Origin of the sequence: Shewanella sp. SM73 (assembly GCF_025653795.1) — a bacterium.
In the GTDB taxonomy this organism is placed as follows: domain Bacteria; phylum Pseudomonadota; class Gammaproteobacteria; order Enterobacterales; family Shewanellaceae; genus Shewanella; species Shewanella oncorhynchi.
Genome location: NZ_JAKKRY010000016.1, coordinates 1 through 26952 on the forward strand (window position 1 = coordinate 1; position 26952 = coordinate 26952).

Below are 26952 nucleotides of genomic sequence, written 5' to 3' on the forward strand. Positions count from 1 at the left end.
CACCGCTTTGGATTGAAGCAAATGTAATTTTAGTGTCTCGATACTTTGGTATGCATCAGCTGAAATAACAACGGCCACAGGCTTGCCATTTTTATTAATTTGGATTGGAGCTTGTTGAGCTTTGAGCAACAAATCTCCAAAGTGAATTTTTGCTTCATTGGCTGAAAGAGTGTTCATTTATCACCTTTAAACGAATCGTTCGATTCGCTCAATTTACACCAGTTGGGCGATAAAAGTCAAAAATGCACCCTATCAAAATGTATACAATTTGATAGAGTAATTTATCACCTATCAAAACTACTATCATAAGTCGGTTATCAAAATCTCTAAAGAGATTATGGCAAATTTTTAATGTTTAGGTTTAAGGTGTATTTGATATTGAAAACAAGTTGTTACCTCGTGCATAAATCTAACTTTACACTTTTGGCGCGTTGGGCAAATTTAGCCATCAAGCAGGGCACGGTGACGGCCTCGCTGATGCTGCGCAAGCTCGGCAGCTATCCGCGCCAAAACGGCTTGGCCGTCGCCCTGCGCGAGCTGGGGCGCATCGAGCGCACGCTGTTCATTCTGGATTGGCTGCAAAGCGTGGAGCTGCGCCGCCGCGTCCATGCGGGGCTGAATAAGGGCGAGGCGCGCAACGCGCTGGCCAGGGCGGTCTTCTTCTACCGATTGGGTGAAATCCGCGACCGCAGTTTTGAGCAGCAGCGCTACCGGGCCAGCGGCCTCAATCTGGTGACGGCGGCCATCGTGTTGTGGAACACGGTCTATCTGGAGCGTGCCACCAGTGCTTTGCGTGCCCACGGCATGGCGCTGGACGACACGTTGCTGCAATATCTGTCCCCGCTGGGGTGGGAGCATATCAACCTGACCGGCGATTACCTATGGCGCAGCAGTGCCAAGGTCGGTGCGGGGAAGTTCAGGCCATTGCGACCGCTGCCACCGGCTTAGCGTGCTTTATTTTCCGTTTTCTGAGACGACCCCAACTACCTCGCCATTAACGATGGATGTCCATTTAGTCGTTGTGATAGAAGGGCGTGTCTTCAACACTAATCTGAGTTCTGCGAGGGCGCGGCATACAAACCTCCTTGTTCAATGCTTAGCCTAAGCATAGTCGGAGGTTAATTACCGCGCCATTAATGATGGATGTCCATTTAGTTGTAATCACATTTAGTTGTAATCAAAATGGCCTCATCGTAATCAAAAACAGGTTAACTTGTGCGATAAAGTTCCTTGTTACAATGATTGCAAATATGAACACGTCTTTTATCTGATGGGCCATCTATGCCCCAGCTTCTGATGCTTGAGCTATTACACTGAGAACATTTCATTCCATGTGAAGTTTTTTTGTTTGGATTAATTTTAATGTATTCATCAAATGTCTGGTGTTGTTGCCAAGTATTATGAACCTTCCCTTCGTCCATAGTAGGTTTCAAAAAAAAGAGATAAAAAATCCCCCCGCCAACAATAAGCCCTGCAACAGGGTTTATAACATATGCTATGCCTCCAAATATAAAGACAAAGACTGAAACAAATAAAAATTGTATAATCTTCAACATAAACATTCCGTTCTATTAATTTAGCTAGGCACAATACTGAGCAGATTTATCTTAAAATTTTAAATTTTGTGTGACCTTAAATTAATAATATGTCATTTCCCACTACAAAAATAGAGTGTTAAAGCACACTTCAAAGGTAAGCGTCCATTGCTTTGGAAATCTGATCATTATTTAAAGATACCAGAATAAGATCGGTTTCCATGAGTGCAGCTCCTTGAACACATAACGTTTGTATAGTGCGTATGCGCGTTTATCTCATTAGACCAGTAAAAACGCGCACAGTTAACTACATGTATTGCAAAGAACTTATCAGCTTTTCATTAAATACACCATCCTGAAAAACGCGCATGCGCGTTTCCCAAACCGATTATCTAATTTGTAAAAAATATATATCAATAATTTAAAAGGGTTTTGTTTGTTTTTGGCTGGAAAAACGCGCAAGCAAATGAGGTTAAAAACACTCAAAAGCATCTAATTTTAAATACGACTGTATACCTATACATTGTTAGTCGCTTTACGGTAGAGCCAAACATTAGGCAAATAGATGAGATTTTTTAGGGCAACTCGTTCGTCAGCTTTCGATTCACTAAACAAGTGCTAGCAAACTTTGGGGCAGAAATGAGTCAGAAACTATGAATCTTACAGATAAAGCCCTCCTCCCATAACAATGGGAGGAGGTTTAACTACCTTTTCGGCAGGCATCTCAAAGTCGACTTTAAAATCACGATTTTCGCGCTTTTCAGCTGCCTATTCGGCAGGTCACTCATTTTGGACGATTCAACGATATGGACTTGAATTTTCAGCTGCCTATTCGGCAGGTCACTGTTCATCTACTATGATGATTCGAACACTAACATTTTCAGCTGCCTATTCGGCAGGTCACATTTATGGGCCATGGTGTTGGGGGGCACTGTAATTTTCAGCTGCCTATTCGGCAGGTCACGTAAATCTGCGCAAGGTGCTATGCATGGGTGAATTTTCAGCTGCCTATTCGGCAGGTCACACATCATTGTAATACGTTTGGCACTCCATCTTATTTTCAGCTGCCTATTCGGCAGGTCACAATACGTTTATAAAATAAACCTAAATAAAATCAATTGCTAGAGTCAAAATCCAGAAAATAACCATATAATTCCTCATATAGATAATTAGCCTTACAATCAAAACATTACCGCAACCACGAAACCAAAAGGTCAAATTTTATCTATAAGACGAGATAGCTCCGGTACTGTTCCATTTAGTTGTAAATTGCTAGCAACCCCATAGCTACTAAACAATGGTTCAGTTTGCTCCTTTGCTACCATTTTCTGTATATGAAGAAGGTAATCTTGCTTATTACTACCGCTGCTCATTGCTATACGATGGAAAATGTTAAACTCTCTTGGCTGAGTATTTTTTATAGGATTAAATGTCTCACCTCGAGCTAACGCTCGTTTTTCCAAACGTTTTAAGCGTCTGCGAGCCTCACCAACAAACATGTTTGCAATTGCCTGATTACGTTTGAACATCACTTCAACACAATCATCAGGTACAACGTCAACGTTACCAAGACTAAAAAAGCCACATTCTTTCATATCTTGAAAATAGGATTGCTGCTTTAGCTCACTCAAAACCGTTTTATCAGAATGAACAAAAGCAATGACATTACCGATAGAGGCATCCGACCAAGCAGGAAACGTCACCCCAAGACCTTTAATTTCATGTTTGCAGATGTACCCATGCATTACTGAGATACAACGCCCCATCAGCAAGGCCAAGTTTGCTTCTTTTGGTAAGAAACGCACCATAAAAAAGTAGCGCTGCATATTATGCCTTCTTCGTTTCGGCTCTCTTCTGGAACATGCCACCCTTTATCAGGACAGCAAAAAGATAGTAAATATTAGGATGAATTGAATGCCCTGACTCTGCGGCCTGTTGCTTGAGTTCAGCTAAATACAGCTCTGTATTTACAAATAAGGTATAAAAACTCAGTGCAGATTCAGGTGAACGCCGTGCAATACCCAGCTCTTTGTCTGCACCGTACTCATGTACTCGTAATCGTTTAACATCGTCCTGATCCCACCAATTATCAATTGATTGAATAGCCGCACCTATCTTGACCGAATTAAAACTCACCGCATAACGACCATCAGTACATTTAACCTTAGTAAACTGTTTTGAAGTTTCACCTTCTGCGGACTTTTCACCAAAGGTTTGGCTTGGGTAGATCTCTTGGCAAAAGACAGTCTCAATTTTTGCTGTAATATCGGCGTTCCAAAATACATTCGGATCAGTCAAAGCTAAGTGCATCTCTTTACTTAATTCATCAAGAACTGTCCGGGCTTCATCAGACCAAATATTCCAAGCTAACTGCCTCGTATTACTGATTTGATAATACTTTCCCGCACTGGTTTTAATATCTATTTGAGTGTTACCAGAGTTTTGATTACGCCAGAGCCAAGTTCCTAACAGCAGATTTTTACAAAAACGGCTCGCCAGCTCTTGGTAACCGTCGCACTCCTTAAATGCTGCAGACAACTTTTCAAGCAAAGTTGAAACTTCAGGATCGCTGCAGCCAGATGGTTTGAGTGAGTTAGCTTGTACTCTTAGCGAGAAACGGCAATAGATGTGCCCTACATTTGGCGGAACATAACATTCTTCAATCGTTAGAGGATTACAGTGTGTAAGGTCCTGGGGTGCTAAGTTTTTCGATTTAAATTGAGGAGTAAATGCTTCAGTGAATCCAGCTTTTTGACCACGTATACGAGTGATTTCAGCTTCAAGAGGAACAAAATCAGAATCGGCCGTTTTATAGAAAAATACCGCCTTACTTGGGTAGAGGGATCGGTCATACTTTAAAACATTGCATAGCTCCATACACCTTCCTTAAATCCGTTTCATCAGCATTGAATGCTCTTTTGCTTCTAACATCCAAAACGCTCTCTTAAAATAGTTTATTTGCCCCTGTAACCTTATCTCAATTGCCGATGCACACTCAACTACGCCAAGCGCTGGTTCAGCATAGCAATGTAAAGGCTCTAGGCTACCAACTCGGCTAACGGGTTCAGTTAATGGTAAATAGCCAACCATAGTGGGACACAGCGATGAATTTTTATCCAACAAAAACAGAAGATCACTAATATTATCTATTGAATATCTCGTCGGCATAATCCATTTTCCTGACATAGGCAGTCTTTTCAATGTTGAGAAAAGTTCAGCTTCGGATTGATAAAGCTGGCACCACGCACCAACAGCATCTAACTCGGGAGGATGCATTACTCCACCGGCAAAGTTCGCCGGAAAACTTGCTTTCAACATTTCAGTTCGATTATCTAAGATAACTAAATCGTCTTCATAACCATCAATATGAATGACAAGATCAAACACTAAATCACAATGTCTATTATCAATTATTCCAGCTCGTCTAAATTGATTCTCTTTCGATCCTTGCATGCCGTACTCAGGCAGTTTTTTGCCCGAGACAGATGAGTACTGACGAATAAACCACGAAAATGAGGTTAATCTAAGCTGAGTACCCAAGCCTTCGTTTAATCGCCGCTGGTAGTTATGCATCATTCCCCAAACAGCTGTGAGAGAAGGAATGCCAACACAATACGGATTAGATAAAGCTTGGGCATCAAACACTCGAATACCTTTCAAATGTAAATATCGCTGGAAATGCTCACCTTCAGCATCATTTTGTAGCAAAGGTTCTTTACAAGCCCAATGAGTTAACAACCATTTCAAGCTATTTCGAAGAAGGGGCATCAGTCTCTGATGAAAGGCATACTGACTTATCATTGCTGAATGCGACATCACCGAATTCAATCTGCCGAACAGAGGCAGCAGCAATTCAGGTAATAGCTCATTCTCAAAGGTTAAAAACTGATACTCTAATGAGCCATTAATAGGCTCAAGCTCGCTAAGAAGAATCGGCCCCTCTTTAACCTCTAATCGCCATTCCAACATTGGCGCAAGCCACTCAGATAACATCGCTCTTATCTGTCTAAGATTGGCGACTTTTTGTTGCCTGCGTTGCTTTAACGCCAACGCTGATTCACTCGATAACAGTTCATCCAATACCCTCACAAATCGAGGCTGTGACAATACATTTTGATTCAATACATCCTGACCAGATAAGACCCTAGCCAGTAAATTGTTGCCTAATCCGTGAGTTTTTTTATTAATACGAGGCGGATAATTCAGGGCTTTAGCATTACCGCCAAGAGATGCGACTAGCTCACTGACTGCCGCAGGACGAATAAACTCAAGACTGGTATATCGGCCCTGTTTTTTGATTGCTGCTTGCTGGAGTTCAGACTGAAGTGCATGGCTTACAACGGGGGTAATCGCTATATATCCATCACGGAATGGCATTCGAACCTGTACGGAGTATTTATCGACTTTATCTGGGCTTAACTGCGCAGGTAAAAAATGCTTCACCCTGCCGCAAATATTCATAAACTGTTTAACAGGCATGCCAAGTTCTTGAAAAGCCTCTTTCCAGTGTTTTGGTGCTTCACACATTAATGTTGCAAGGCAAGTTACTTTACCTTGCCAAATAAACTGGCAGCCAAACAGCTTGGCAAAATTGACTTTCGCACTGTCATGAGACCACCCTAAAGTACGCTGGCAATTAGCGCTACTCAACATATTGGGATGTAATTGAGGACTGAAGGCAACGAGCCTTTGTTTACTGACCCGAATATCTGGGTACTTGAGATTATGGGTATGCAGCCATTGTACTTCGTCAATGCAAACATCAATATGGGTTTGGTTATTAACAGTTGTTCTAGCTAAGCTTTTATCGAGTAAATCATCCACCAACTTTTTCGGATAGGTAAGATTAAGCAAAATAATTAGGGCAGAGCTTTCCTCGCCAGTCACATCTAACGGTTCTGTATAAGCAGCAAATGCACGCCTCAACGCTGCCGAACGCGCTTGAACGTCTTCAATGTCTAGCACTGAAGAATCCCCTGATGATTTACAAATAAATCATCAAATTAGAGTGGAAGCGCATCTTGTTGCATGATCAAATGGTTTCGCTAAAAACTACACTTGGACAACAAGATGCGCGAAGCCAATATCCTACAACATTCTTTACACCAATACTGCCCAGAACTTCACCTAAAACGATTAAACAGCTTGATGCTGGCCTCTAAGGCACTGATTGAATGTAAGACACTGACCTTGACTGAGTTAGGTCGAAATTTACCAACCACGGCCCGAACCAAGCACAACATCAAGCGCATTGATCGTTTGCTCGGCAACACGCATCTGCATCAAGAACGGTTAGCTGTCTACCAATGGCATGCCAGCCTCATCTGTTCTGGTAACCCTATGCCGATTGTGCTCGTCGATTGGTCAGACATCCGAGAGCATAAACGCATCATGGCTCTGCGCGCCTCAATAGCCTTCAATGGCCGCTCTATTACCCTGTATGAGAAGTCCTATCCCCTATCAGAACAATGCTCTAAGGCCTCCCACAACGGTTTTTTAGCGGACTTAGCCAAGATTTTACCTTTGCATGTTACCCCTCTCATCGTGACTGACGCGGGGTTCAAAGTGCCTTGGTACAAAGAGGTTGAGGCGCATGGTTGGTTTTGGCTAAGCCGTATTCGCGGTACAGTTCAATTTGCAGATATTGGCGCTGAAAATTGGCGTGCAGTTCGCAGTACACATGACTTGGCCAACGGTCAAGCGAAGAGCCTGGGTTGTAAGACCTTGACCAAAACTAACCCTATCAATTGCCATCTCACGCTTTATCGTAGCAAACCTAAGGGGCGTACAAATCAGCGTTCAACGAGGACTAATTGCCACCATCCATCGGCAAAAACGTACTCAACATCGGCGAAAGAGCCTTGGGTGTTAGCCAGCAATTTACCACCAGAATCTCGGAGCCCAAAGCAGCTGGTAAACCTGTACGCCAAACGTATGCAAATAGAGGAAACCTTTCGTGACCTCAAAAGCCCGGCATACGGCTTTGGCTTACGCCAAAGTCGTACCAACAGTCCAGAGCGATTCGACATCATCCTACTGATAGCGTTGATGGTTCAATGCCTGTTGTGGCTAGTTGGTTTACACGCACAGCAACAGGGCTGGGATAAGCATTTTCAGGCCAATACCATTGGGCATCGAACGGTACTCTCAACGATTCGCTTGGGATTGGAGGTACTCAGGCGGCCTGATTATCAAATCACGGAGAAAGAATTGCTGGCGGCCTGGGTATTATTCGCCAATCAGTTGCTCAAATATGGCTATGCTATGGCTGATTTATGAGGGGATCCTTCAGTGTCTAGCAGTGCTCGCAAATGTAAATTCGTTACCATGCCGATATGTACATCCCCTGTTTATCACTGCCGAAGCTGCTTTTATACTCAATCACTTGTCTTAAATAAAAAACACCAATATGTGGATCAATCCTCTGCTTCATTTTTTGCCTAAACGCCGACGTTAATATCCCATCTTGATGAAGCCGATAAACTTGCTCTTGGGTTGTTGACAGTAAAACCGCCGTTTCTGCAACTGTCACTAGCGTATCAGCCACGTTAGGTTTTTTCGATTTTGGATGTAGCTCAACCAATCTTTGCAAATAACGCATTAATGCAACATAGATAAAATGTGGATCTTTATCCTCAGGATACAGACAGCGGGAATGCAGAATTAACTCACCATAAATAAATCGAAATGCAGTGTGGTTAAATAACTTTATCAGTCTTAATTCAGCGCCTTGCGTCAGCTGATCCAGTTCTTGATAAAGGTTTTCGTGCCAGTTATCAAAATACTCCACCGCATCGCAAAAAGAAGCTTCTTTACTTTTGCAATAACGCTTTTGATACCAAACTAGAGCCGCAAGCCGATGAGTTGCAGATACTTCATGAAGAAGCGGATTTGTAGACGTAACATCACCATTGATAAGGCTTCGCGCTAATATGAGATCTGATTGTTTAGCGCTAATAACTGCTGCTTTTGAAATCTCAAATCCACAGGAACAATAGCCAATTGATTCATTCTCAATATAGTTGAGCGGTGCTTTGCATTCGGGGCAATGATGAATCAATTCGCACTCATGCTTGTTACAGGCAGTGTATGGCTTTAAATGCCAAACTTGCCGAATATAAGGCTCATCCTTTAAGCATTGAGGGCAAACGGGCACACTCTCAACATCATCCTCATTTGCATAACGGATAAAACTTAAAGGAATATCGATACCATTACGATGCACTGCAACGCTAGACTCCATAAAGACTCTGTTCGATCTAAATAGGGCTATTTTCTCCAGTTCATGGGGAGGTAAACCAAGAAGGGATTCAAGTAAGCCCAACGCCCTCATCCTAAAGTGGCTATTGTGCTTAGCATGATAAATATTGAGGCGTTTTAGCTCGATAGGAAAAGCCCCATGCGCCTCAAAGTCGAGCTCATGTAGCTCTTCTCTGATCGCCAAGCTGAGCTGCTGGTAAGAATCAAAAAAGTTCTCTGAAACGATTCGAAGCAAATAACTTTCAAGCGACTCATCAATGAATGCTCTTGCTCTAGGGGAAAATAAAAATGCCATCACCCACCAAAAAACTAAGTAATCCTTAGCTAGACGATAAGGTTGTGCCGAAAAAATAGCAAGTTAATCCTCCAAATTTTACCTTCCATAACCTTTAACTGATGCAGATAACTGGCTCAAAAAGTTGGCCTATTACCATAACATAACGCAAATTTACTGCTATGATGAGGACAACTTTTTAGCCGCCAAACGCTAAGGCTTCAGCCTATATCAAGCGGCTCATATCAAGCGGCCCATACTCCGCTTGATTCGTGATATTGAATACAGAGAGATAAAATGTTAACAGGCAAAATACGCAATCAAATCGACCAAGTGTGGACCATGTTCTGGACTGGCGGGGTCGCCAACCCTATCTCCGTGATTGAGCAAATATCTTATCTGTTATTTATCCGCCGTTTAGATGAGCTACAACGCACCGCCGAGCGTCGCGCGCAGGCCACGGGCATTGCTGTAGCTAACCCCATCTTTGGCCCTGATGAACAAGCACTGCGCTGGAGTCATTTTAAAGATAAAGATCCTGATGTGATGATGGACATAGTCCAAAATCAGGTGTTTCCTAAAATAAAAAATCTTCACGATGAAGGTAGCTTTGCCGAGCACATGAAAGATGCCATCTTTATGATCCCCTCCGCTAAGCTGCTATCGCAAGTGGTCGATTTGCTCAATGCCATCAACATGGACGACAAAGACACCAAGGGCGACTTATACGAATATCTATTAAGCAAATTGCAACAATCGGGCGTTAACGGCCAGTTCCGCACCCCGCGCCACATGATTCAAATGATGGTCGAGCTGATGCAGCCAAAACTGGGCGACACCATTTGCGATCCCGCATCTGGTACCTGTGGCTTTTTAATGGCGGCGCTCGAATACGTTGAACACCGCTACAAGCAAGAGGTTAATAAGCCTGCCAATCGCCAGCACTTTAATAATGCCATGTTCACCGGCTTTGACTTTGATAAAAGTATGCTGCGCATCGGCGCGATGAACATGCTGCTGCACGGCATTGAAAACCCAACTGTGCTGTATCGCGATAGTTTACAAGACCAAGGCGATGCCAATATTCGCGAAGCCTATAGCTTGATTTTGGCCAACCCGCCCTTTAAGGGCTCGGTCGATTTTGACATTATTGCGCCGGATTTACTGCGCGCGCTGGGTAAAAACCCTGCCGCCAAAAAAGTCGCGCCAAAGTACAAAACCGAAATCGATGCAGACGGGGTTGAAACCCAAGTTGAAGTGAAAGCCAAGGGCCCGACTGAAAAGTCCGAACTGCTGTTTTTAGCGCTGATTTTACGCATGCTTAAAGTCGGTGGCCGCGCCGCGGTGATTGTGCCAGACGGGGTATTATTTGGCTCAACCAAGTCCCACAAAAGCATTCGTGAAAAACTGGTTAACGAGCAAAAGCTTGAGGCGGTTATCTCGCTGCCATCGGGGGTGTTTAAGCCCTATGCTGGTGTCAGTACCGCGATTTTAATCTTCACCAAAACCAACTCCGGCGGCACCGACAAGGTGTGGTTTTACGATATGCAGGCCGATGGGTATTCGCTGGATGATAAACGAACCCCGCTGGTAAAAGACGGCCCAGATGGTAGTAAAGGGCAGCCGACCCACGAGCAAAGCAATATTGCCGACATTATTGCCCGCTTTACTAGCCTAACTCATGCCGATGGCACGCCCAACCTTGCCAGCCCAGAGCACAACCGCAAAACCACAGATCAAAGCTTTATGGTGCCAGTGGCACGCATTACCGCCAATGATTGCGATTTAAGCCTGAATAAATACAAGCAAGTGGTGTATGAGGAAGTGCAGTACGACTCACCCAAAGTGATCTTAGGACGGATTAAAGCTTTGCAAGCGAAGATGACAAAGAGTGTGGAAGAGCTAGAAGGGTTACTGAAATGAGCTGGCCACTAGTTGCGCTTAAGGACTGCTGTACCGTTGTTGGCGGCGCCACTCCAAGAAGAGAGGTTGAATCTTATTGGGATAGTAAAGATGTACCTTGGGTTACGCCTAAAGACATATCAAAAATAAATAGCCTATACATCAATGATGCGCCTGAATATATATCCAACGAGGGTTTTGATAGTTGTGCTGCATGTAAACTGCCGATAGGAAGTCTATTACTTACCTCAAGAGCACCTATTGGGAATATTGCAATAACAACTAAAGAAATGTGCACCAATCAGGGATTTAAAAGTCTAATACCATCATATAAAGTAGATGTTAAATATCTTTATTTTTGTATGCTTCACTCAGCAGAGAGACTTGAAAATGAAGGCAACGGTGCAACATTTAAAGAGGTTTCTAAAAAAATTGTAGAAGCCTTCAAAATCCCACTCCCGCCACTGGAAACCCAGAAGCAAATTGCGGCGGTATTAGAAAAAGCCGACCAACTACGTAAAGACTGCCAACAAATGGAGCAAGAGCTAAACAGCCTCGCCCAGTCAGTGTTTATTGAGATGTTCGGCGACCCAGCAACCAATCCGAAAGGCTGGAAGATTGGTACTATTGCAGAACTGTTATCATCGGCTAATTATGGAACATCTGAAAAGTCGTCAACTGATATCCTGAAATACCCAGTACTTCGCATGAACAATATAACCTATGAAGGTAATTGGGATTTTACATCTTTAAAGTACATGGATATGGACGAGAAGGATGAAGATAAGTATTTAGTACAAGACGGCGATATATTATTTAACAGAACAAATAGCAAAGAACTTGTTGGTAAAACAGCTGTTTACCGAGAGAAAGAGCCGATGGCATATGCTGGTTACTTGGTAAGAGCACGGTGTAATAAATTCGGACACCCTGACTATATTTCATCTTTTATGAATTCTAAATATGGTAAGCAGACTCTTCAGACAATGTGTAAAAGTATTGTTGGAATGGCAAACATCAATGCCAAAGAGTTTCAAAGTATCAAGATTGCAAAACCACCAATTGAATTGCAGATAGATTTTTCAGTTAGAATCGCAAAAATTAGAGCCTTGATACAAGAGGTTAAATTACAAGATCTTGAATATCAAAAAGTATTCAATGCTCTAATGCAAAAAGCCTTTAGCGGCGAACATAACTTTGCTAACGTGAAAACCTCATAAAATGTAAAAGGAAATTACATGTCAGAGACGGTCACTCCTTCCGCCAGTACGCTAAACCCTGCCAGTGTCGCGTTGGGTGTTAGCAACTTTGCGTTTATGGCTGAGCTGCTTAGCGCCGCCAATGCTAGCGCTAATACAGCGAACGCCACAAATCCCAAGGTAGACAAGGAGACCAATCTCTTTAGCCGACACTGCGCCGAAATACTGGCCCGCGCCCAAAGCGCTGAGGCCAATATTAAAAGCGACCCACGTATTGCAGGCTTTTATGCCCGCAATGCGCTGGAGCTGATGGTTGAAACCGTGTTTGACATCGACAACTGGCTAAAACGGCCGCGCCATGATGCGACCTTAATGTCGCTGATCCATGACCAAGGCTTTAAAGATAACCTTGCCAGTCACTTATTCCCCAAGCTTAAACTCATCATCAAAATCGGTAACGAGGCGGTGCACGGCAAAAGTACCCCGCCACAACGGGATGCGTTACAAGCGGTCAAAGAGCTGCACCATGTGCTGTATTGGTTTATGCGCACTTATACGCCAACGCTCGATAAAACCCGCTTTACCATCGCGCCCTTTGATGAAGCCCTTGTACCGCAAAAGCTCGCCATTGATGCAGGCTTAGTCACTAAAGCCATCAGCAGTATTAAGCGGGTGCAAGAGCTTGAAAAACAGCTCGCCGAAAGCGACAGCATTAAGCGTGACGACTATCAGCAACAGCTGAGTGAAAATGCCGCGTTAAAGGCGCAAAACGAAGCTTTGCTTGCGCAAATTGCCAAGGCCAAGCAAACGGCCGATAGCACGCAGGACAGCCATGACTATAACGAAGTCGAAACCCGTGATTACCTCATCGATGTGCTGCTAAATGAGGCGGGTTGGCCGCTTAAAGATAAGCGCGACCGTGAATATCCCGTAACCACCATGCCGATATCAGATGCTAATCCACAGGGCAATGGTGCTGTTGATTATGTGCTCTGGGGTGATGATGGCACTGCGCTGGCGGTTGTCGAAGCTAAGCGCACCAGTCGCCGCCCAGAAGACGGCCAACAGCAAGCCAAGCTGTATGCCGATTGTTTAGCGCGTCAATGCGGTGTGCGGCCGATTATTTTTTACAGCAACGGTTACGAAACTTATTTGTGGGATGATGCCTTTTACCCGCCGCGCAAAGTACAAGGTTTTTACACCAAAGATGAATTGGCGCTAATGATTAAGCGCCGCAGTGACAGGGTGGCGTTTTTTAGTGACGATAAGGGTAAAGGCAAAAAACTGACTACCCAGATCAATGAGGATATTACCAACCGTCATTATCAAAAAGCGGCGATTACCCATATTTTGCAGCACTTTGAGCTTGAACATCAACGCAAGGCGCTGCTGGTAATGGCAACGGGCACGGGTAAAACCCGTACTGTGATAAGCCTGGTCGATTTGTTGGTTAAAAATAACTGGGTGAAAAACGTGTTGTTTTTGGCCGATCGCAATGCGTTGTTATCTCAAGCAAAAAAGAACTTTGTTAAACTCTTACCCCGTGTCAGTTGCGCCATATTAAGTTCTGGCCAGAGTAAAGACAGCATCGACAGCCGCTTGTATTTTGCCACTTATCCCACCATGAAAAACCTGCTCGACCGTGGCGCGAATGAGCGCCCCTTTGGTGTCGGCCATTTTGATTTAATCATTGTCGATGAAGCGCATCGCTCGGTATATGCCAAGTATCGGCAAATTTTTGAGTATTTTGACGGCCTGTTAGTAGGCTTAACCGCCACCCCGAAAGATGAGGTTGAAAAAGATACCTACGGCATTTTTGACTTACAAAAAGGCATGCCCACCTATGCCTATGAAGACGGCAGCGCCTATGCCGAAAAATACTTAGTGCCACCGACGAAGATTTCGGTCGCGACGCAGTTTTTGCGCGATGGGGTGAAGTATCAAGCATTATCGGATGAGGAAAAACAGGAATGGGAAAGTAAACCCGAGCTTGAGGGCCGCGATGAGGTGCTTCCTTCGGAATTAAATAAGTTTTTGTTTAACGAAGATACCGCCGAGAAGATGTTTGCCCAGCTAATGAGTAAAGAGCCGCTTGGGGGCATTCATGTGGAAGGTGGCGATGTGATAGGTAAAACCATCATCTTTGCAGCCAACAATGATCATGCGGTATTCCTTGAAAAAATGTTTAACAAAAACTACCCCAAATGGGCGGGAAAGCTGGCGCGGGTGATCACCTTTAAAGAAACCTATGCCCAAAGTTTGATCGATGAATTTGGCGGCGATGAAAACGAGCGCAAAGACTTTGATCCGAAGAATCCCACCTGCCGGATTGCGATATCGGTGGATATGCTTGACACAGGTATTGATGTGCCTGAAGTGGTCAATTTAGTGTTTTTTAAAGTGGTTCGCTCTAAGGTCAAATTTACCCAGATGGTTGGCCGTGGCACCCGTTTATGCCCCAATTTATTTGGCCCAGGTGATGACAAAACTACCTTTAAAATATTCGATTATTGCCAAAACTTTGAGTTTTTTGACGCCAACCCTGAAGGTTTACCCGTCGGCATTACAAAACCAGTTATGCAGCAAGTGTTTGAAAAGCGAGTGCAATTAAGTACCTTGCTCAATGCTCGCTTGCTCGATGACACCTACCGCGATAAATACCCAGAAGATTGCGAGCTATTGCGCGACTTGAACAACTATCAACTGGATATGCTGCATCATCAAGTAACGGGCATGAACCTTGATAACTTTATTGTGAGGCCCAAACGCCAGAAGGTTGAACCGTTTTTGGAACGCGGTTTTTGGGATCATATTGATGATGCAAAATTTACTGAGCTTGAAAGCCATGTCTCGGCGCTCCCCACAGAAGCCGACGCTTTTAATCAGGATGAGCAGGTTAGTAATTTATCCAATCGTTTTGACAATCTGATGTTAACCATGCAGTTAGCCTTACTTGAAAAAGGCATGGTGCCAGAACTGAGTCGGCAACGAGTGATGGAAATCGCCCAGCAACTTGAGGCCAAATCCACCATCCCTGCCGTACAAGCGCAGTTACAGTTAATTCAAGACATTCAAGTCCATGAGTTTTGGCAAGATATTCATGTAACGACATTAGAAGATATTCGTAAACGCTTGCGTAACCTAATGTTTGCATTGGATAAAGATAAAAAAGAGGTGGTATACACCCAATTTGTGGATGAAGTACAGGGCGTGCATGACGTAACAGCCGTGTATCAAAATCCTACGATGGATTTAGCCCAATACCGCAAGAAAATTGAACTGTATATTCAAGATCATCAAGATCAACTGACCATTCAAAAACTCAAGCGGAATAAACCCATTACCCAAGCCGACTTGGACGTTCTCGAAGGTTTGCTGTTGGATGCCAGCGGCATGAGTGACATAGAAGCCTATCGCCACCAAATACTACAAGAAAAGCCATTAGGCACCTTTATTCGGCAATTGGTGGGCATGGACTTGAATGCCGCTAAGGAAGCCTTCAGCAGCTTTTTAGATGAAGGGATATATAACGCCGAACAAATTAACTTTGTAAACCAAGTTATTGATTATCTTGTTGATAATGGTGTGCTAGATATGGCGCATATATTCGAGCCGCCTTTTACTGACTACCACGGCGAAAGCGCCTACGGCTTTTTTGATGAAGGCAAAGTGGTCGAGCTGTTTGGGGTGATACGAGCGGTGAATGCCAATGCGGTAGCTGAAGAAAGTAAGAGTGCTTAGGAAACAAACATATTATGAAAACACACCAACAAATATCATTAGACGATATTAGTGCACAACTTAAATTTATTAAGAATTCTGACGATCTACGCTCGGTAAATGAGCTTCTAACTCGTTCAATGGCAACACAAAAAATCCAAGGATTACTCAAAGATGATAATCTTGTTTTGATTTGTAATGCTGTTATTGAGCTAGCCTTAGCGGATAAAGACAATAAACAAGAAAATAGGCTCATTTCTGCAGCAATATTAGGGCGAATTTCTGCTGTTGTACGTAGTCGCAAAGAAATTGTATTTGAGCGACTCGGTGAATTATTTCACGGGGAGCCAGGATCAATAGATTTACTGGCTGACGGTGACGAGAAATATTATGCATCAATAGCATTTGCGTCAGTTAAAGCCCCTTGGTTAGTTAAATACTGTCTTCAAGAAGCTGTATCTGTTGATACAGCCGAAAAAGCCCGCAGAATATTTATAGCTACAGCATTAGGTGAAATAGGCAATTTATCTTCATTTTGGCATGAGTTCAGCAGCGCTTTCGAAGCACTAAAATTGATGGAAGGTAACGAGGCAAGATACAAACGAATCCGCCGAATTTCTAGCTCTACTCTAGAGGTAGTTCAAGAGTGGTCCAGTAAAGTAGGTACAAATCCAGGTACTGCGTTAGGAGAGTGGTTATTTAAGCTGATGCTAACTAATAACCGAGAAGTTGGTGAGGATGTCCTAACTGATATTATCGATGATAGTTTACTTATGTTGGCACGTATTATCGAGTTACGTTTTTCTTATGCGTTATTAGCTCCCACCTATGCAATGCTTGAAAAAGCGCGCACTGTTCTAGGGCGAGATGCGTGGGTTGAAATTATGCGTCAGTCAAAAAATTTAGAGCGTATTAGGACCTGCTTAAAGGAAGCTGCTCTCGTTGTTGCCCGTCAAGGCAAAACCGATAGTGATCTAGTTGAAATGCTTGTATCTGCTTATTACTCAAGATCTCAGGCCATGCCAGCAATTGTTTCCCACTTCACAGAAGCTCAAGAACTTGATCCTGAAGTAAAAGCTTGGTGGGAACAAGCTGGCAATGTGCAAAATAGAATTCGCGAAGCTGTGCATAAAATTGGCAATTCTGAAGATCAACAAATCGGTTCGTTATTGATTAATGTTGAAGACAGTAAAACAGTTATGGAAAAGCTCGAAAGAGCGGTAGTTCCATTTGTTGAAATATCGGACCCAGCTTTGGCTGCTACAGTAAAAAAAGCTGCTTCCAGTTATGCTGAAATAGCCTTAGTGGCAAGACAGCTTGCCACTATGCGTAAATTGAAGCATATGGGGTTAAAAGGCGCGGTTTTAGAATACAACCCATTACAGCACGAATTGCTAGGTGGGCATCAGATGGGGATTAGAACGGTTCGTGTTGAAAGAGATGGTATCCAGAAGGATTTTGGCGGAAAAATCAAAGTCTTGGTTAAACCACGAGTATCAAAAGAAGAATAACCTAGGAGGTGTTATATGGAAAGTATGGAAGCAAAAATCCTGCTAAAGAGTTTGCTCAAACGAATCAAACAAGTCGATGAGGATAGTTTCGAACTAAATGGTCTATTAACGGATGATGAGCTTACCGCACTTAAGTTCGCATTAAGTATGCTAGAAGGTAGTGCTATTTCTGTGACGCCTGTTGAGCCTACAATTATCACATCTACTCTAGCTCAGCCTTCTGAACTAGAAAGTCATGTTATTAAGCTGGACAAATCTGTACTTTCATTACCACAACCAGCCAATGATAAGCGACTTTGTTTAGATTTTGGAACGGCTATGTCTAAAGTTACCTTAGTCAAAGATCGTTCACATAAACGTGATTTTGAAGAGATCCACGTATTGCGATTAGGAGTACCTGGAGATCAAGAAGAAATTTCGGAAACCATGCTGATTTCATCTGTGTTTATTGATCCAGATGGTAAAATCTGGTTTGGTAAGAAAGCACAAGATTGGTCAAAATTTCACTCGGGTTTACAGCGTTTAGATAACATTAAACGTTATTTGTCTGAGGAAGGTTTTAATGAACCGGTTTCCGCTTTGTTTAATCCGACAGACCTCAAAATTACCTACGGTGATATGGTTATGGCTTATTTGATGTATCTTACTTGGGCAGTGAATCGATGCCTAGAAGAGTTCAATGAGCCAAGAAACCTGAATCGTAGATTTGCTATGCCATGTTTAGATACGAGTAAGTCTAGGGATACTGAGCAGCTTTTATCTCGTATGTTAGGTGAGGCGCAAATCTTGGCAGATACTTTTGATCAAGCTTTGGAGGATGGTATTCATCTTTCTGCGTTTATTGAAGCTAAGAGGCTAGTTCGCCAAGATAAGATTGAGTATCCCTTTATTAATAATGGTATCACCGAGCCATTAGGTGTTGCTGGTTCTATTATTAGTTGGGAAGGAACTGTTAATTCATTACTAATGGTTGTTGATATTGGTGCAGGTACCAGCGACTTTAGCGTTTATCGAATGGCTTATAATCCTAGCACAGGGATAAGCAAAGCTTTAGAAGTTGAAAATTCGACGATAGGGATAACTGAAGCTGGTAACCATCTTGATAAACTTCTAAAACAGCTAATTCTTAAAAAAGCCGAGATTACATCTGATAGTGAGAATTTTAGAAACATTTCTGGGGATCTTGAATTGTCACTGCGGGATTATAAAGAGCGATTATTTGAAGATAGTGAAGTACATGTTAAGTTATTCAATGGCGCACTTATACCGATCAGCCTAGATGAATTTATGTCATTGCCCCAAGTCACACTGTTTGCTGATTCACTAGTTGGTTGCAGGGACAAAATTCTCAATAGAATTGATAGCAGTTTTATTACGGGAGCTCCTAATGGGGCATTAGCTGTAGCTTTGACTGGTGGCGGAGCTAGTTTACCAATGGTAAAGGCTTTAGCTAAAGGTTCTATTCGGGTCCAAGGTAAAGAGCTTAAACTGGTTCAAACTAAGGCATTTCCTATTTGGTTAGCGGAAGAATATCCTGAACTAGAAGATGATTATCCTCGAATTGCTGTATCACTAGGTGGTGCGAGGAAGCGCATAATTGATAATGGCGGAGTCGCTAGTCTTACGGCAGGTGGGGAATCAGGAGAACGAACATTAGAGGGATTTTATACTAAAGGGCATTAGTGATTAATCACCTTTAATTTGATGCACTAGTGCAGCTTTTTCTTCCTCAGTCATCTTTTCAAGTAAGCACAGTAACTCTGCTGTGCTTTCTGACTCACAAAAAAAATACGCCACAGGCACACCTAGCTCATGGGCCATGGCCTTTAAGGTCTTGTAGTCAGGCGTGTGTTTGCCTTTCTCATACTGATTCATACGCGCACTGGCGCTACCAACCTCCATACCTAGCTGAATACCCAGTTGTTTTTGACTAATTCCCTTAGCAATGCGGGCTTGTTTAAGTCTAATAGGTAATGGATTGATGATTTTATCTGCCACAGCTTCAACATGATTTGTCCTTTGATGCTCAGATTGTCTTAGTTTTTTCACTTGAGGTATACTAAGGAATCCTTAGCTTTTTATCGCAAGTTGTCAAGCTCTATACGAACTTGGCGTTTAGTATAAGGAAAAATATTGAATGAATGTCATGGATCGGCACATTACATATTGAAACTTAAGACTATTAGTAAATATTTTGGTGCAATAATGATCCGCATAAATGCAGTATTACACACGATTTTGATTGCTAGTGAATTACAACAATTCACTGTTACCTACCTGAAAAACCAAATGATTATGGTAGAACCTTCAATTTTGCCAAAAGAGTCAGATCAAATTGTGCGTCGTACTCTTTCAAAACTGTTGAAAATTGGCTTTTTAGAGAAAATATCTTCTGGAAAACAGTTAAATTTTGAGAAGACGCTAATGTTCGATGCAACTAGACTCATTCAGAGCAAAGCGCGTCCTACAAAAGTAAAAGTATCTCACCCTAAGAGCTCTGAAATAGAGAGCCTGCATGCAACTCTAAATCAGTATCAGGTCGATTTACTCGGCTTTATTGGTGAAGCGGAAGAGTTTAAACGCCTGTATGAAGAGTTTCCAAATTCTAAAGCTAATCTTTATCCTCATTACATGTATGCCCGAAATCAAGGCTCTACACTCATGGGTAAAATTAAGGCTGTTGAAGCCTATTTAAGGCACCTTACAGGAGCATCAGAGTGAAATTAAGGCAATGGCAACGTGCTTGTGTTGATGAGGCGCTTAGACGTTACCAAACACAAAGCCATTTTATGTGTTTAGCCACGCCAGGTGCGGGCAAAACAATAATGGCAGCTGAACTAGCATCAAGACTAATCGATGCTGGTAAAATTGATTTTGTGCTGTGCTTCTCTCCATCATCAGAGGTGAATGACAGCATTCGCTCAACCTTTTCAAAGCGTCTGAACAAGCGATTTGACGGGCTAATGGGTGCCATTGGTAGTGTCTATACCTACCAGTTCATGCCCTCCTTAACTGAGGCGTTTTGGCAGATCTTACGAACGCATAAAGTGTTTGTGATCATGGATGAAGTTCATCATCTAAAAGGCAATCTTCTTAGTAATGCCAATGCATGGGGAGAAGAAGTTCTATTAAATATCCAATACCATGCGGCATATACGTTAGCGCTTTCTGGTACACCTTGGCGCTCAGATAAGGCCCCTATTGTGCTTTCACGATTCACTGAACCAGATAATACAATCCACTGTGATTTTAGCTATGGATTAAAGCAGGCAATTGCGGATAACGTCTGTCGTCAGCCTAATATCGTTTTAATTGATAACAACAAAATCAAACTAGAAATTGATCAAGAGATTGAGACATTTGCATCTATAGCTGAGCTCTTGTTAGATCCAAGATACAGTTATCAGGCATTAATTAATCATCATCAAATAATGCATTATATGTTGAATCAAAGCGTTAAAAAATTAGCTGAAATACGCCTGAGTAACCCGAATGCAGGTGGTTTAGTTGTTGCGGCGTCAATTAAGCATGCTAAACAATTACTCCAAATCCTTGTCTCTGATCTTAAGCAAAACGCGTGTATCGTGACATCTAACTTAAAGCATCCTTCCCGCATTATTGATGGCTTCCGACAAAATAATACCCAGTGGATTGTTAGTGTGGGGATGATTTCTGAAGGGACTGATATCCCTCGGCTGCAAGTATGTTGTCATTTGAGCCGAATAAAAACTGAAATGCATTACCGACAAGTGCTAGGTCGAATATTAAGAGTTAATTCAGATGAGACTCAACAAGCTTGGTTATTCACGTTAGCTGAAACAAACCTGACAGAGTTTGCTTATCGAATTGACCAAGATTTACCAGAGCAATCAGTGGTTATCGAGCAGACTGGCTCACAGGATTTAGACCTAGAGTTACCGCAATTAACATCGAGTGAGGCTACCCAAGGGAATATAGGTAATGAGTTACATGTAGATCTGTTAGGTTTTTCATTATCCAATACTAATGGGCATGCTAGCACTTCACATAAGTCAGCCATTGACGAAGAGAACTCTTACAATCTGGCATTGCTAGGTTCATATAAAGAGCAAATCGTTAGGATGTTTGACAATTATTTACTCAGTAGCTGAGCCAAGGTTTGTGGTTTAGAAAATACTCTAGCAATCAGCATGTCTTCTGCTGACATTGCATTTGAGTTATACCTAGAATGCTCAAAAACTTCAGAAATCAGAATATCCTCTATTGGTTGAGTAAATGGATTATTTGAAACTGTCCCTGATGTTCTATTGAAAAGTGTTGTATAAGCATCAGCAAAATGTTGATTTCCTAGCGTGTTAGCATCTGCGAGCAGCGCATTCTTCAATGCTTCTAAAAGAAGGTGTTTTAGAATCCTATTTTCACCTCTACAGGCTGCAAACAAGGGAATTGCCACATGTTTATCTTCCAGCTTGGGAGGCTCCGCAAACGGCATGTATTTAGCTAAACCCATCAGATATTGGCGGTAATACTTGCTGTCTTTTTGAAGACTAAAATATTCAAGTTTTCTTCTTCTCACTAAGCGAGATGACCACTGTGGTTCTTCTGCAATTTGTTCGGCCCAAGGCATACCGACTAACACAATAGGAACCCTGGCTTCTTCACTTATATACTTGCACGCATTTGCAATCAGCTGTCTCTCTTGAACTGTTTTGAACTCGATTAATTCTTGAAACTCATTAATGATGATCAGTTCAACGTTGGCCTTTATCAGATTATCGACTAGTTTTTTCCTCAAATCCGTTGCATAACCACGGCTTTTTCTTTGATGGCTTCCAAATATGTCAAGATCCATCAACATCTGAGTTAATGTTGCATCTAATCCTTTACCACTAGATATTCGGCTAACCAGAACTGGTATAGATTCACGGCCATAATTCTGACTAGCTAATACGCGTTTTTTATAGTGATTAATTAGGTGGCTCTTGCCTACTCCGGTATCTCCCGTTAAGAGCATACATTGCTGATCTGATTGAAAAGTTCGATTCAACCTTAGCTCATCAAAATCATTAAAAATGGTTATCAACTGAGGATGCATGACAATACAGTCGCTAAATTTACCCAGTTGTTCAATTTGAGTATGACTTAAGGTCTTCATTCAAAAGCCTCTAAATCATCATCCCAATTATCGAAAACATTGATTTTCTTAGTGTCTGATTTATTTGGTAAAAACAAGTCTAGTTCTTCTCGGTTTAGTCTAATTGAACCTTGGCCCGTATTACTGATATCGGCCAATTGAGCTTGTTTTTTTACTGCTGTAATTTTAGCTTTTGTTTTTGATGCAATAAATGCTTCTTGTTCCTGCTTAACTCGCGCATGAATTGCCATACGCGCTTTGGCTAACCCCAAATCATCCTTCCCTTCCCGAATAATCTCACGATTAATTTTCTTAATCACTTTATGCTCATGAAGGCTCAATCCGTGGGTATAATCACTATTATCAGTACAGGGGACTTTAAGATAACCGCCTAATTCCTCGAGATAAACATGGATATTTGATAGATCATCTGGGTCGACTTTAATGATTTTTTTGATGGTTTCTTTGGTTTGTGGGTAATGCTTTCTGTAATCGGCCAAAGCAGTAGAGTCATACATTAACTCTTCAAATTTGAAACCATTTCTGGTTAATGTTCGCTCATCTGAAATACCCATCAGCACAGTAAACCGTTGTTCGTCCTCTGTACTCATCTTTAGTGGCGGGTAAATATCAAAGCCACGCTGCCACTGTTTTATGGGAATTCGTGTTTCACGTGAGTTTGAATCTTGATGATAAATATCAACAATCCAGCGATTGAATTCTTCAACAAAAGTAGAGAAGCGCATAATAGCGTCTTTTTCAGATTTATATTCTTCTTTTGCCAAGATATTCGAGAAGGTTTTCCCTGGTAACTCTGTTAAAAAGTATTGGTTAATCATCCCGAAAAAACGTTCTACAAAAGGCTTTAACCAAGGTTTACGAACTGGGTTATATTGAATGTTTATTCCTGCCTCTTTACAGGCATGCTCTAAACTTTTCGACCAAAATTCAGCTCCATTATCCACAACTAGGTTTTCAAATTTACCATAGCAAGGCCACTCATTTTGAAGCTCTATATCAAGACCTTCAAATGATTTAGGTTTTATTGCATGTACGATTGCCTTGGCAGCTGAAACATATGAAGGCGACCGATAGCTTAAGTGAAACCCCAAAACACAACCACTAAAAACATCGACGATTAAGGTTAAATATGGCCTGCCAAGTGGGATAGATAAATCATCATCAAGCAAGATTAGATCAAGCGGGGTGTGATCGATTTCTACCCGCTCTAATATTCGTGTTGGGGGAATATGGGAAGAGCAATAAGCAAACCATTGGTCAGCTTTAAATTTACCATGCCTTGCGACTGCCACTGGATAAGGAGGTAATGACTTTATTCTTTGGTTAAAGCTTTTATAAGAAATGATAGGAATTTGTCCATCAACAATGCTCTCATTTTCAATTCTGATGGCATCTTTATAGTACTGATATGCTGTAGATACTTTAGGTCTTTTAGCATCTAAAAAACGAGTTAGTGCTTGTTCAAAAAAAGCTTCGTCACCTTTAACACGACTTGTTCTATTGCCCATTTTATGACGTTTAGTAACTAACGAAGCAAGGTCACCATTACTGTCTATGTAGCTTTTACGCCAACGGACTAGGGTTCGCCAATTAGGGCGCTTTTCCATAGCGTTAATAAAAAGTGTATCAAGAATTGGATCTAGATTTTTTTGAGTCCATCCACCTGTAATTTCCTTTTCGATGAAAGCAATAAGTTGATATTTATCGAGAGCTTTATCTTTTAAAAAATCGGGAAAGGTATCTAAATCTCGCTTGACTAATTCGGCATCAGCTAACTTAACATATTGAGCTGGAGTATCAGGTTTATTAACTAATTCAGACTCATTGAATTCATCCTTGAAGTCCATCATTCAATGCACCATACCGAAGGATTACAAGTAAGATCGTCCTGGATTAAGTTGGTCTTGATTAATCCTTTATGTATAAGAGAATAAAGATATGATCTAGCCTCACCTAACGGTAATGACAGCTTAATTGCAACATCACTTACGTTAATTTTTCCTGTTCTTTTTATAAGCTTGATCAATTCAATTTGAATAGCATTTAAGTCATAGATACCTGAATACCGGTGTAATATTTTAAGATTATTTAGAATAGGATTTACGCGGATTTGACGTTCTGTAACCAAAATAAGATCTGCTCCCATGGACTGAGCGACCACTTTCTTGGCTATGAATTGAGATCTAAAAATAGGGTCAAAAATTTTACTGTAGGGCTTATATTCATGATATTTCATAGTCCCATCATTGTAGTAAATTAGCGCATCAGGCGTATAAAATGCTCTTACGCCGTCAAAATCGTAATAAAACTTTTCAGGTTGACTAATAAACATTTTGATCGATTCATTGTACTCAAGATGAAAGTACGCATCAAACTCCAATGAACTCTCACACATTATTGTTTCGCCAACTTTTGCACTAACAAATTTAAATATATTTTTATTAGGTGACGGTTTACGTAAATTTCTCATATTTTCGATAAAAATTGAACAATTCAAGTACATTTAGTGTACTAACATGCAAAAATTTGTCAATGTATGGGTTATTAATCGTTCAAGATACTGATATTAAAGAAAATGACTTTTGTAGTGTAATTACAAAAGTCATTTTTATGTCATTGAATGAGTTAAATTTGTCAGACTATGGGTACATTATGTCAATGTATGGGTTCAGCGACACTAGTCGTGTCCCCAAGGTTTGGGCGGTAATGCTACTGGCTGGGTAAGATCAAAATCGACTTTGAAATCGCGATTTTCGCGCGTAAGTTGATAGCTAAACGTTGTTGGCGTAATTTCCATGTGCCACACATTCGTGATCGACTGGGTTAGCCCATTCTTAACGAAGTTATCGATAGATTCCCTATCGATTGGAAATGATTGTTTCTGTACTGTCCCATCATTCATAGTGTCGCCGCCATACATGGTTACAGCATCTTCACTTCCATCCTGATGGCGATGATCGTGCTTCAACTTAAGTCCTTGCTGCGTTTTAGTCAGCACCCAAGTACGCGAGTGGTCATCACCCACATGGAACGGGATCTTGAGCTCAGTGTCGCTACATTCACGCACGTGCATAATTAACGACTTGCCGCTAAAGGCCGAATCAGCCGTGTCACCCGATACCACTTTTCCCGCAAAGGCTTGGCCACAATGGGCTGCTATTTGTGTGAAAAAAGTATTCTGCGTCTTGGTGGATAGCGACTCAACTTGAGCGGCGATGGATGGCAACGCGATAAAAGACAAACTGATAAGCCCGAGGCTCGGTAGGGTAATGTTGGGATTCATTATGTTCTCCACTTTTTTAGATGGAAAACACCCTAACACTAGGAAATAAATTCAAACTGAATTTCACCTAGTGTTAGTGATGATAAGCCAAGTGATTACCAGCCGATATAAGTACGCGATCGATTACCCAGACGCTTTTTGATAAAGCGAGCCGTCATAATACTGCCTACCATCATGAAAATGAAAATCCCAGCGGAAAAGAGCACGCTAGTCACAGCAGAACCTGGTGGAAAGCGGAAACGCATTACGGTTGCAGCTGTGTTAAATAGCATATCGAAGAGTGGATGAATAAAGAAAATTGCAAAACTCATCTCAGCGACTTCGACTAACCAAGGCAAACGACTTCGTCCCGACAACCATTCACAGAAATTCAGTACTAATACACATAAACAAAGTTTCTGAATAAACTGCCAATCGATACCGTTGTAATCAAACGGTGCCTTATGATAGTTACCAATATGCTGCACTATGTAAGTTTGTTCGACTAAGCTCACCACTAAAAAAATCATCGCTAGTGCGGTGAAAATAGAGCCAAAGCGCGTCACAATATGTTCATCTTGCGAATATAAAATACCAATCAAGTAGAAAGGTACAAAATACACGACTGAGTGGATGAAATTGACGTTACCTATAGGTCTATGCAATAGAATCGCTACCACACAGCTCAGTACAAATAGTGTCCAACGCATCTGCTGCGAGCAACGGATAAACCATAAAAAAATCGGCGAGAATAAAAACACCGCCATGATGAAGGGAATGTACCAGTGCGGATACAGAATATAACCGTTACGCACAGTATAAAAAATACTCAGCAAGACATTATCGAGCGGCTGATGCTCCATAAATATCCAGCGCAAACACAAACAAAATAGACCAATCAATGACACAACTAAAAAAGGATAAAGTACGTTTTGTACTTTGTTCTTCATAAACTTGCTGTAGTCGAAATCCTTATAAAAAATGCGATGGAAAAAGTATCCCGAGATAAACACAAATAACGCCGTGCCACCACGCAATAGATTTTCCAGCAACAGCGGGAAACCTTCACCAGAGTTGTAAATACTGTGGCCAAGCACGATAAAAATAATCGCAATGCCACGCATGTAGGTAAATTCGAGCTGATTTTTTCTCATT

Annotated in this window: 20 protein-coding genes, 1 pseudogene and 1 CRISPR repeat array; of the genes and pseudogenes, 9 read left to right on the top strand and 12 right to left on the bottom strand. The window is 41.9% G+C overall.

Annotated elements, in window-relative coordinates:
• A partial coding sequence (locus tag L5M51_RS18420) for a type II toxin-antitoxin system Phd/YefM family antitoxin (RefSeq protein ID WP_263174020.1) occupies positions 1 to 177 on the bottom strand: 177 nt, incomplete at its 3' end.
• Positions 178 to 444: 267 nt separating this feature from the next.
• Between L5M51_RS18420 and L5M51_RS18425 the strand changes: the two are divergent.
• A pseudogene (locus tag L5M51_RS18425) lies at positions 445 to 948 on the top strand (Tn3 family transposase); the annotation flags it as partial.
• 260 nt (positions 949 to 1208) lie between these two features.
• On the opposite strand, the gene L5M51_RS18430 reads toward L5M51_RS18425, so the two are convergent.
• The 4 genes from L5M51_RS18430 to L5M51_RS18445 all read right to left on the bottom strand — a co-directional run bounded on the left by L5M51_RS18430 (position 1209) and on the right by L5M51_RS18445 (position 6359).
• A complete protein-coding gene (locus L5M51_RS18430) occupies positions 1209 to 1556 on the bottom strand; it encodes a hypothetical protein (RefSeq protein ID WP_263174027.1) in 348 nt (115 codons plus the stop codon).
• 735 nt (positions 1557 to 2291) lie between these two features.
• A CRISPR array of direct repeats spans positions 2292 to 2619; the repeat unit is 28 nt; unit sequence ATTTTCAGCTGCCTATTCGGCAGGTCAC.
• A gap of 130 nt (positions 2620 to 2749) precedes the next feature.
• Positions 2750 to 3361: a type I-F CRISPR-associated endoribonuclease Cas6/Csy4 gene (gene cas6f, locus L5M51_RS18435; protein WP_263174028.1), complete on the bottom strand. Its 612-nt coding sequence runs from the start codon at positions 3359 to 3361 to the stop codon at positions 2750 to 2752.
• Position 3362: 1 nt separating this feature from the next.
• A complete protein-coding gene (gene csy3 / locus L5M51_RS18440) occupies positions 3363 to 4412 on the bottom strand; it encodes a type I-F CRISPR-associated protein Csy3 (RefSeq protein WP_263174030.1) in 1050 nt (349 codons plus the stop codon).
• 9 nt (positions 4413 to 4421) lie between these two features.
• Positions 4422 to 6359 (bottom strand): type I-F CRISPR-associated protein Csy2, encoded by a 1938-nt coding sequence (locus L5M51_RS18445; RefSeq protein ID WP_263174031.1) that lies wholly within the window; start codon positions 6357 to 6359, stop codon positions 4422 to 4424.
• Positions 6360 to 6605: 246 nt separating this feature from the next.
• On the opposite strand from L5M51_RS18445, the gene L5M51_RS18450 reads away from it, so the two are divergent.
• Entirely contained in the window at positions 6606 to 7814 is a 1209-nt protein-coding gene (locus L5M51_RS18450) for an IS4-like element IS10A family transposase (RefSeq protein WP_001206290.1), read from the top strand.
• A 43-nt stretch (positions 7815 to 7857) separates the two neighbouring features.
• On the opposite strand, the gene L5M51_RS18455 is transcribed toward L5M51_RS18450, so the two are convergent.
• Positions 7858 to 9090, bottom strand: a complete 1233-nt coding sequence (locus tag L5M51_RS18455) for a TniQ family protein (protein WP_263174032.1) — start codon at positions 9088 to 9090, stop codon at positions 7858 to 7860.
• A gap of 276 nt (positions 9091 to 9366) precedes the next feature.
• Between L5M51_RS18455 and L5M51_RS18460 the strand changes: the two genes are divergently transcribed.
• Genes L5M51_RS18460 through L5M51_RS18480 form a run of 5 tightly spaced genes read left to right on the top strand, consistent with a single transcriptional unit; the run spans position 9367 to position 19084 of the window.
• Complete coding sequence (locus tag L5M51_RS18460; protein ID WP_263174034.1) at positions 9367 to 10992, top strand: class I SAM-dependent DNA methyltransferase; 1626 nt, start codon at positions 9367 to 9369, stop codon at positions 10990 to 10992.
• Positions 10989 to 12191, top strand: coding sequence for a restriction endonuclease subunit S (locus L5M51_RS18465; RefSeq protein ID WP_263174035.1), 1203 nt, complete (start codon positions 10989 to 10991; stop codon positions 12189 to 12191). Before L5M51_RS18460 ends, L5M51_RS18465 begins: the two co-directional genes overlap by 4 nt.
• Positions 12192 to 12209: 18 nt before the next feature.
• Complete coding sequence (locus L5M51_RS18470) at positions 12210 to 15911, top strand: DEAD/DEAH box helicase family protein (RefSeq protein ID WP_263174036.1); 3702 nt, start codon at positions 12210 to 12212, stop codon at positions 15909 to 15911.
• Positions 15912 to 15925: 14 nt separating this feature from the next.
• Complete coding sequence (locus tag L5M51_RS18475) at positions 15926 to 17401, top strand: hypothetical protein (RefSeq protein ID WP_263174037.1); 1476 nt, start codon at positions 15926 to 15928, stop codon at positions 17399 to 17401.
• 15 nt (positions 17402 to 17416) lie between these two features.
• The gene (locus L5M51_RS18480) at positions 17417 to 19084 is read left to right on the top strand and encodes a hypothetical protein (protein WP_263174038.1); all 1668 of its coding nucleotides are present in this window, start codon (positions 17417 to 17419) and stop codon (positions 19082 to 19084) included.
• Positions 19085 to 19087: 3 nt separating this feature from the next.
• Here L5M51_RS18480 and L5M51_RS18485 read toward each other — a convergent pair whose 3' ends face one another.
• Positions 19088 to 19399, bottom strand: a complete 312-nt coding sequence (locus L5M51_RS18485) for a helix-turn-helix domain-containing protein (RefSeq protein WP_411568991.1) — start codon at positions 19397 to 19399, stop codon at positions 19088 to 19090.
• Positions 19400 to 19534: 135 nt separating this feature from the next.
• Here L5M51_RS18485 and L5M51_RS18490 point away from each other — a divergent pair, with 135 nt between their 5' ends.
• Together L5M51_RS18490 and L5M51_RS18495 are read left to right on the top strand one after the other, a co-directional pair.
• Positions 19535 to 20122 carry a hypothetical protein gene (locus L5M51_RS18490; RefSeq protein WP_263174040.1) on the top strand — a complete coding sequence of 196 codons (588 nt, stop codon included), beginning with the start codon at positions 19535 to 19537 and terminating at the stop codon, positions 20120 to 20122.
• Positions 20119 to 21531, top strand: a complete 1413-nt coding sequence (locus L5M51_RS18495) for a DEAD/DEAH box helicase (protein WP_263174041.1) — start codon at positions 20119 to 20121, stop codon at positions 21529 to 21531. The genes L5M51_RS18490 and L5M51_RS18495 overlap by 4 nt, the downstream gene beginning before the upstream one ends.
• Here L5M51_RS18495 and L5M51_RS18500 read toward each other — a convergent pair.
• From L5M51_RS18500 to L5M51_RS18520, 5 genes are all read right to left on the bottom strand, one after another.
• Entirely contained in the window at positions 21513 to 22535 is a 1023-nt protein-coding gene (locus L5M51_RS18500; RefSeq protein WP_263174043.1) for a TniB family NTP-binding protein, read from the bottom strand. The genes L5M51_RS18495 and L5M51_RS18500 overlap by 19 nt on opposite strands.
• Entirely contained in the window at positions 22532 to 24385 is a 1854-nt protein-coding gene (locus L5M51_RS18505; RefSeq protein ID WP_263174044.1) for a Mu transposase C-terminal domain-containing protein, read from the bottom strand. Before L5M51_RS18505 ends, L5M51_RS18500 begins: the two co-directional genes overlap by 4 nt.
• The gene (locus tag L5M51_RS18510) at positions 24382 to 25005 is read right to left on the bottom strand and encodes a TnsA endonuclease N-terminal domain-containing protein (RefSeq protein WP_263174046.1); all 624 of its coding nucleotides are present in this window, start codon (positions 25003 to 25005) and stop codon (positions 24382 to 24384) included. The genes L5M51_RS18505 and L5M51_RS18510 overlap by 4 nt, the downstream gene beginning before the upstream one ends.
• Before the next feature lie 207 nt (positions 25006 to 25212).
• Entirely contained in the window at positions 25213 to 25818 is a 606-nt protein-coding gene (locus L5M51_RS18515) for a hypothetical protein (protein WP_263174048.1), read from the bottom strand.
• 95 nt (positions 25819 to 25913) lie between these two features.
• Positions 25914 to 26951 (bottom strand): acyltransferase family protein, encoded by a 1038-nt coding sequence (locus L5M51_RS18520; protein WP_105250503.1) that lies wholly within the window; start codon positions 26949 to 26951, stop codon positions 25914 to 25916.
• Position 26952 lies beyond the last annotated feature (1 nt).

Bases quoted from the DNA above. Each gene is read 5' to 3' on its own strand.
- L5M51_RS18500 (WP_263174043.1), bottom strand. From the start codon at position 22,535: ATGAAGACCTTAAGTCATACTCAAATTGAACAACTGGGTAAATTTAGC.
- L5M51_RS18450 (WP_001206290.1), top strand. From the start codon at position 6,606: ATGCGCGAAGCCAATATCCTACAACATTCTTTACACCAATACTGCCCA.
- L5M51_RS18430 (WP_263174027.1), bottom strand. From the start codon at position 1,556: ATGTTGAAGATTATACAATTTTTATTTGTTTCAGTCTTTGTCTTTATA.
- L5M51_RS18470 (WP_263174036.1), top strand. From the start codon at position 12,210: ATGTCAGAGACGGTCACTCCTTCCGCCAGTACGCTAAACCCTGCCAGT.
- L5M51_RS18480 (WP_263174038.1), top strand. From the start codon at position 17,417: ATGGAAAGTATGGAAGCAAAAATCCTGCTAAAGAGTTTGCTCAAACGA.
- L5M51_RS18455 (WP_263174032.1), bottom strand. From the start codon at position 9,090: ATGGCATTTTTATTTTCCCCTAGAGCAAGAGCATTCATTGATGAGTCG.
- L5M51_RS18520 (WP_105250503.1), bottom strand. From the start codon at position 26,951: ATGAGAAAAAATCAGCTCGAATTTACCTACATGCGTGGCATTGCGATT.
- L5M51_RS18475 (WP_263174037.1), top strand. From the start codon at position 15,926: ATGAAAACACACCAACAAATATCATTAGACGATATTAGTGCACAACTT.
- L5M51_RS18465 (WP_263174035.1), top strand. From the start codon at position 10,989: ATGAGCTGGCCACTAGTTGCGCTTAAGGACTGCTGTACCGTTGTTGGC.
- cas6f (WP_263174028.1), bottom strand. From the start codon at position 3,361: ATGCAGCGCTACTTTTTTATGGTGCGTTTCTTACCAAAAGAAGCAAAC.
- L5M51_RS18510 (WP_263174046.1), bottom strand. From the start codon at position 25,005: ATGAGAAATTTACGTAAACCGTCACCTAATAAAAATATATTTAAATTT.
- L5M51_RS18505 (WP_263174044.1), bottom strand. From the start codon at position 24,385: ATGATGGACTTCAAGGATGAATTCAATGAGTCTGAATTAGTTAATAAA.
- csy3 (WP_263174030.1), bottom strand. From the start codon at position 4,412: ATGGAGCTATGCAATGTTTTAAAGTATGACCGATCCCTCTACCCAAGT.
- L5M51_RS18515 (WP_263174048.1), bottom strand. From the start codon at position 25,818: ATGAATCCCAACATTACCCTACCGAGCCTCGGGCTTATCAGTTTGTCT.
- L5M51_RS18460 (WP_263174034.1), top strand. From the start codon at position 9,367: ATGTTAACAGGCAAAATACGCAATCAAATCGACCAAGTGTGGACCATG.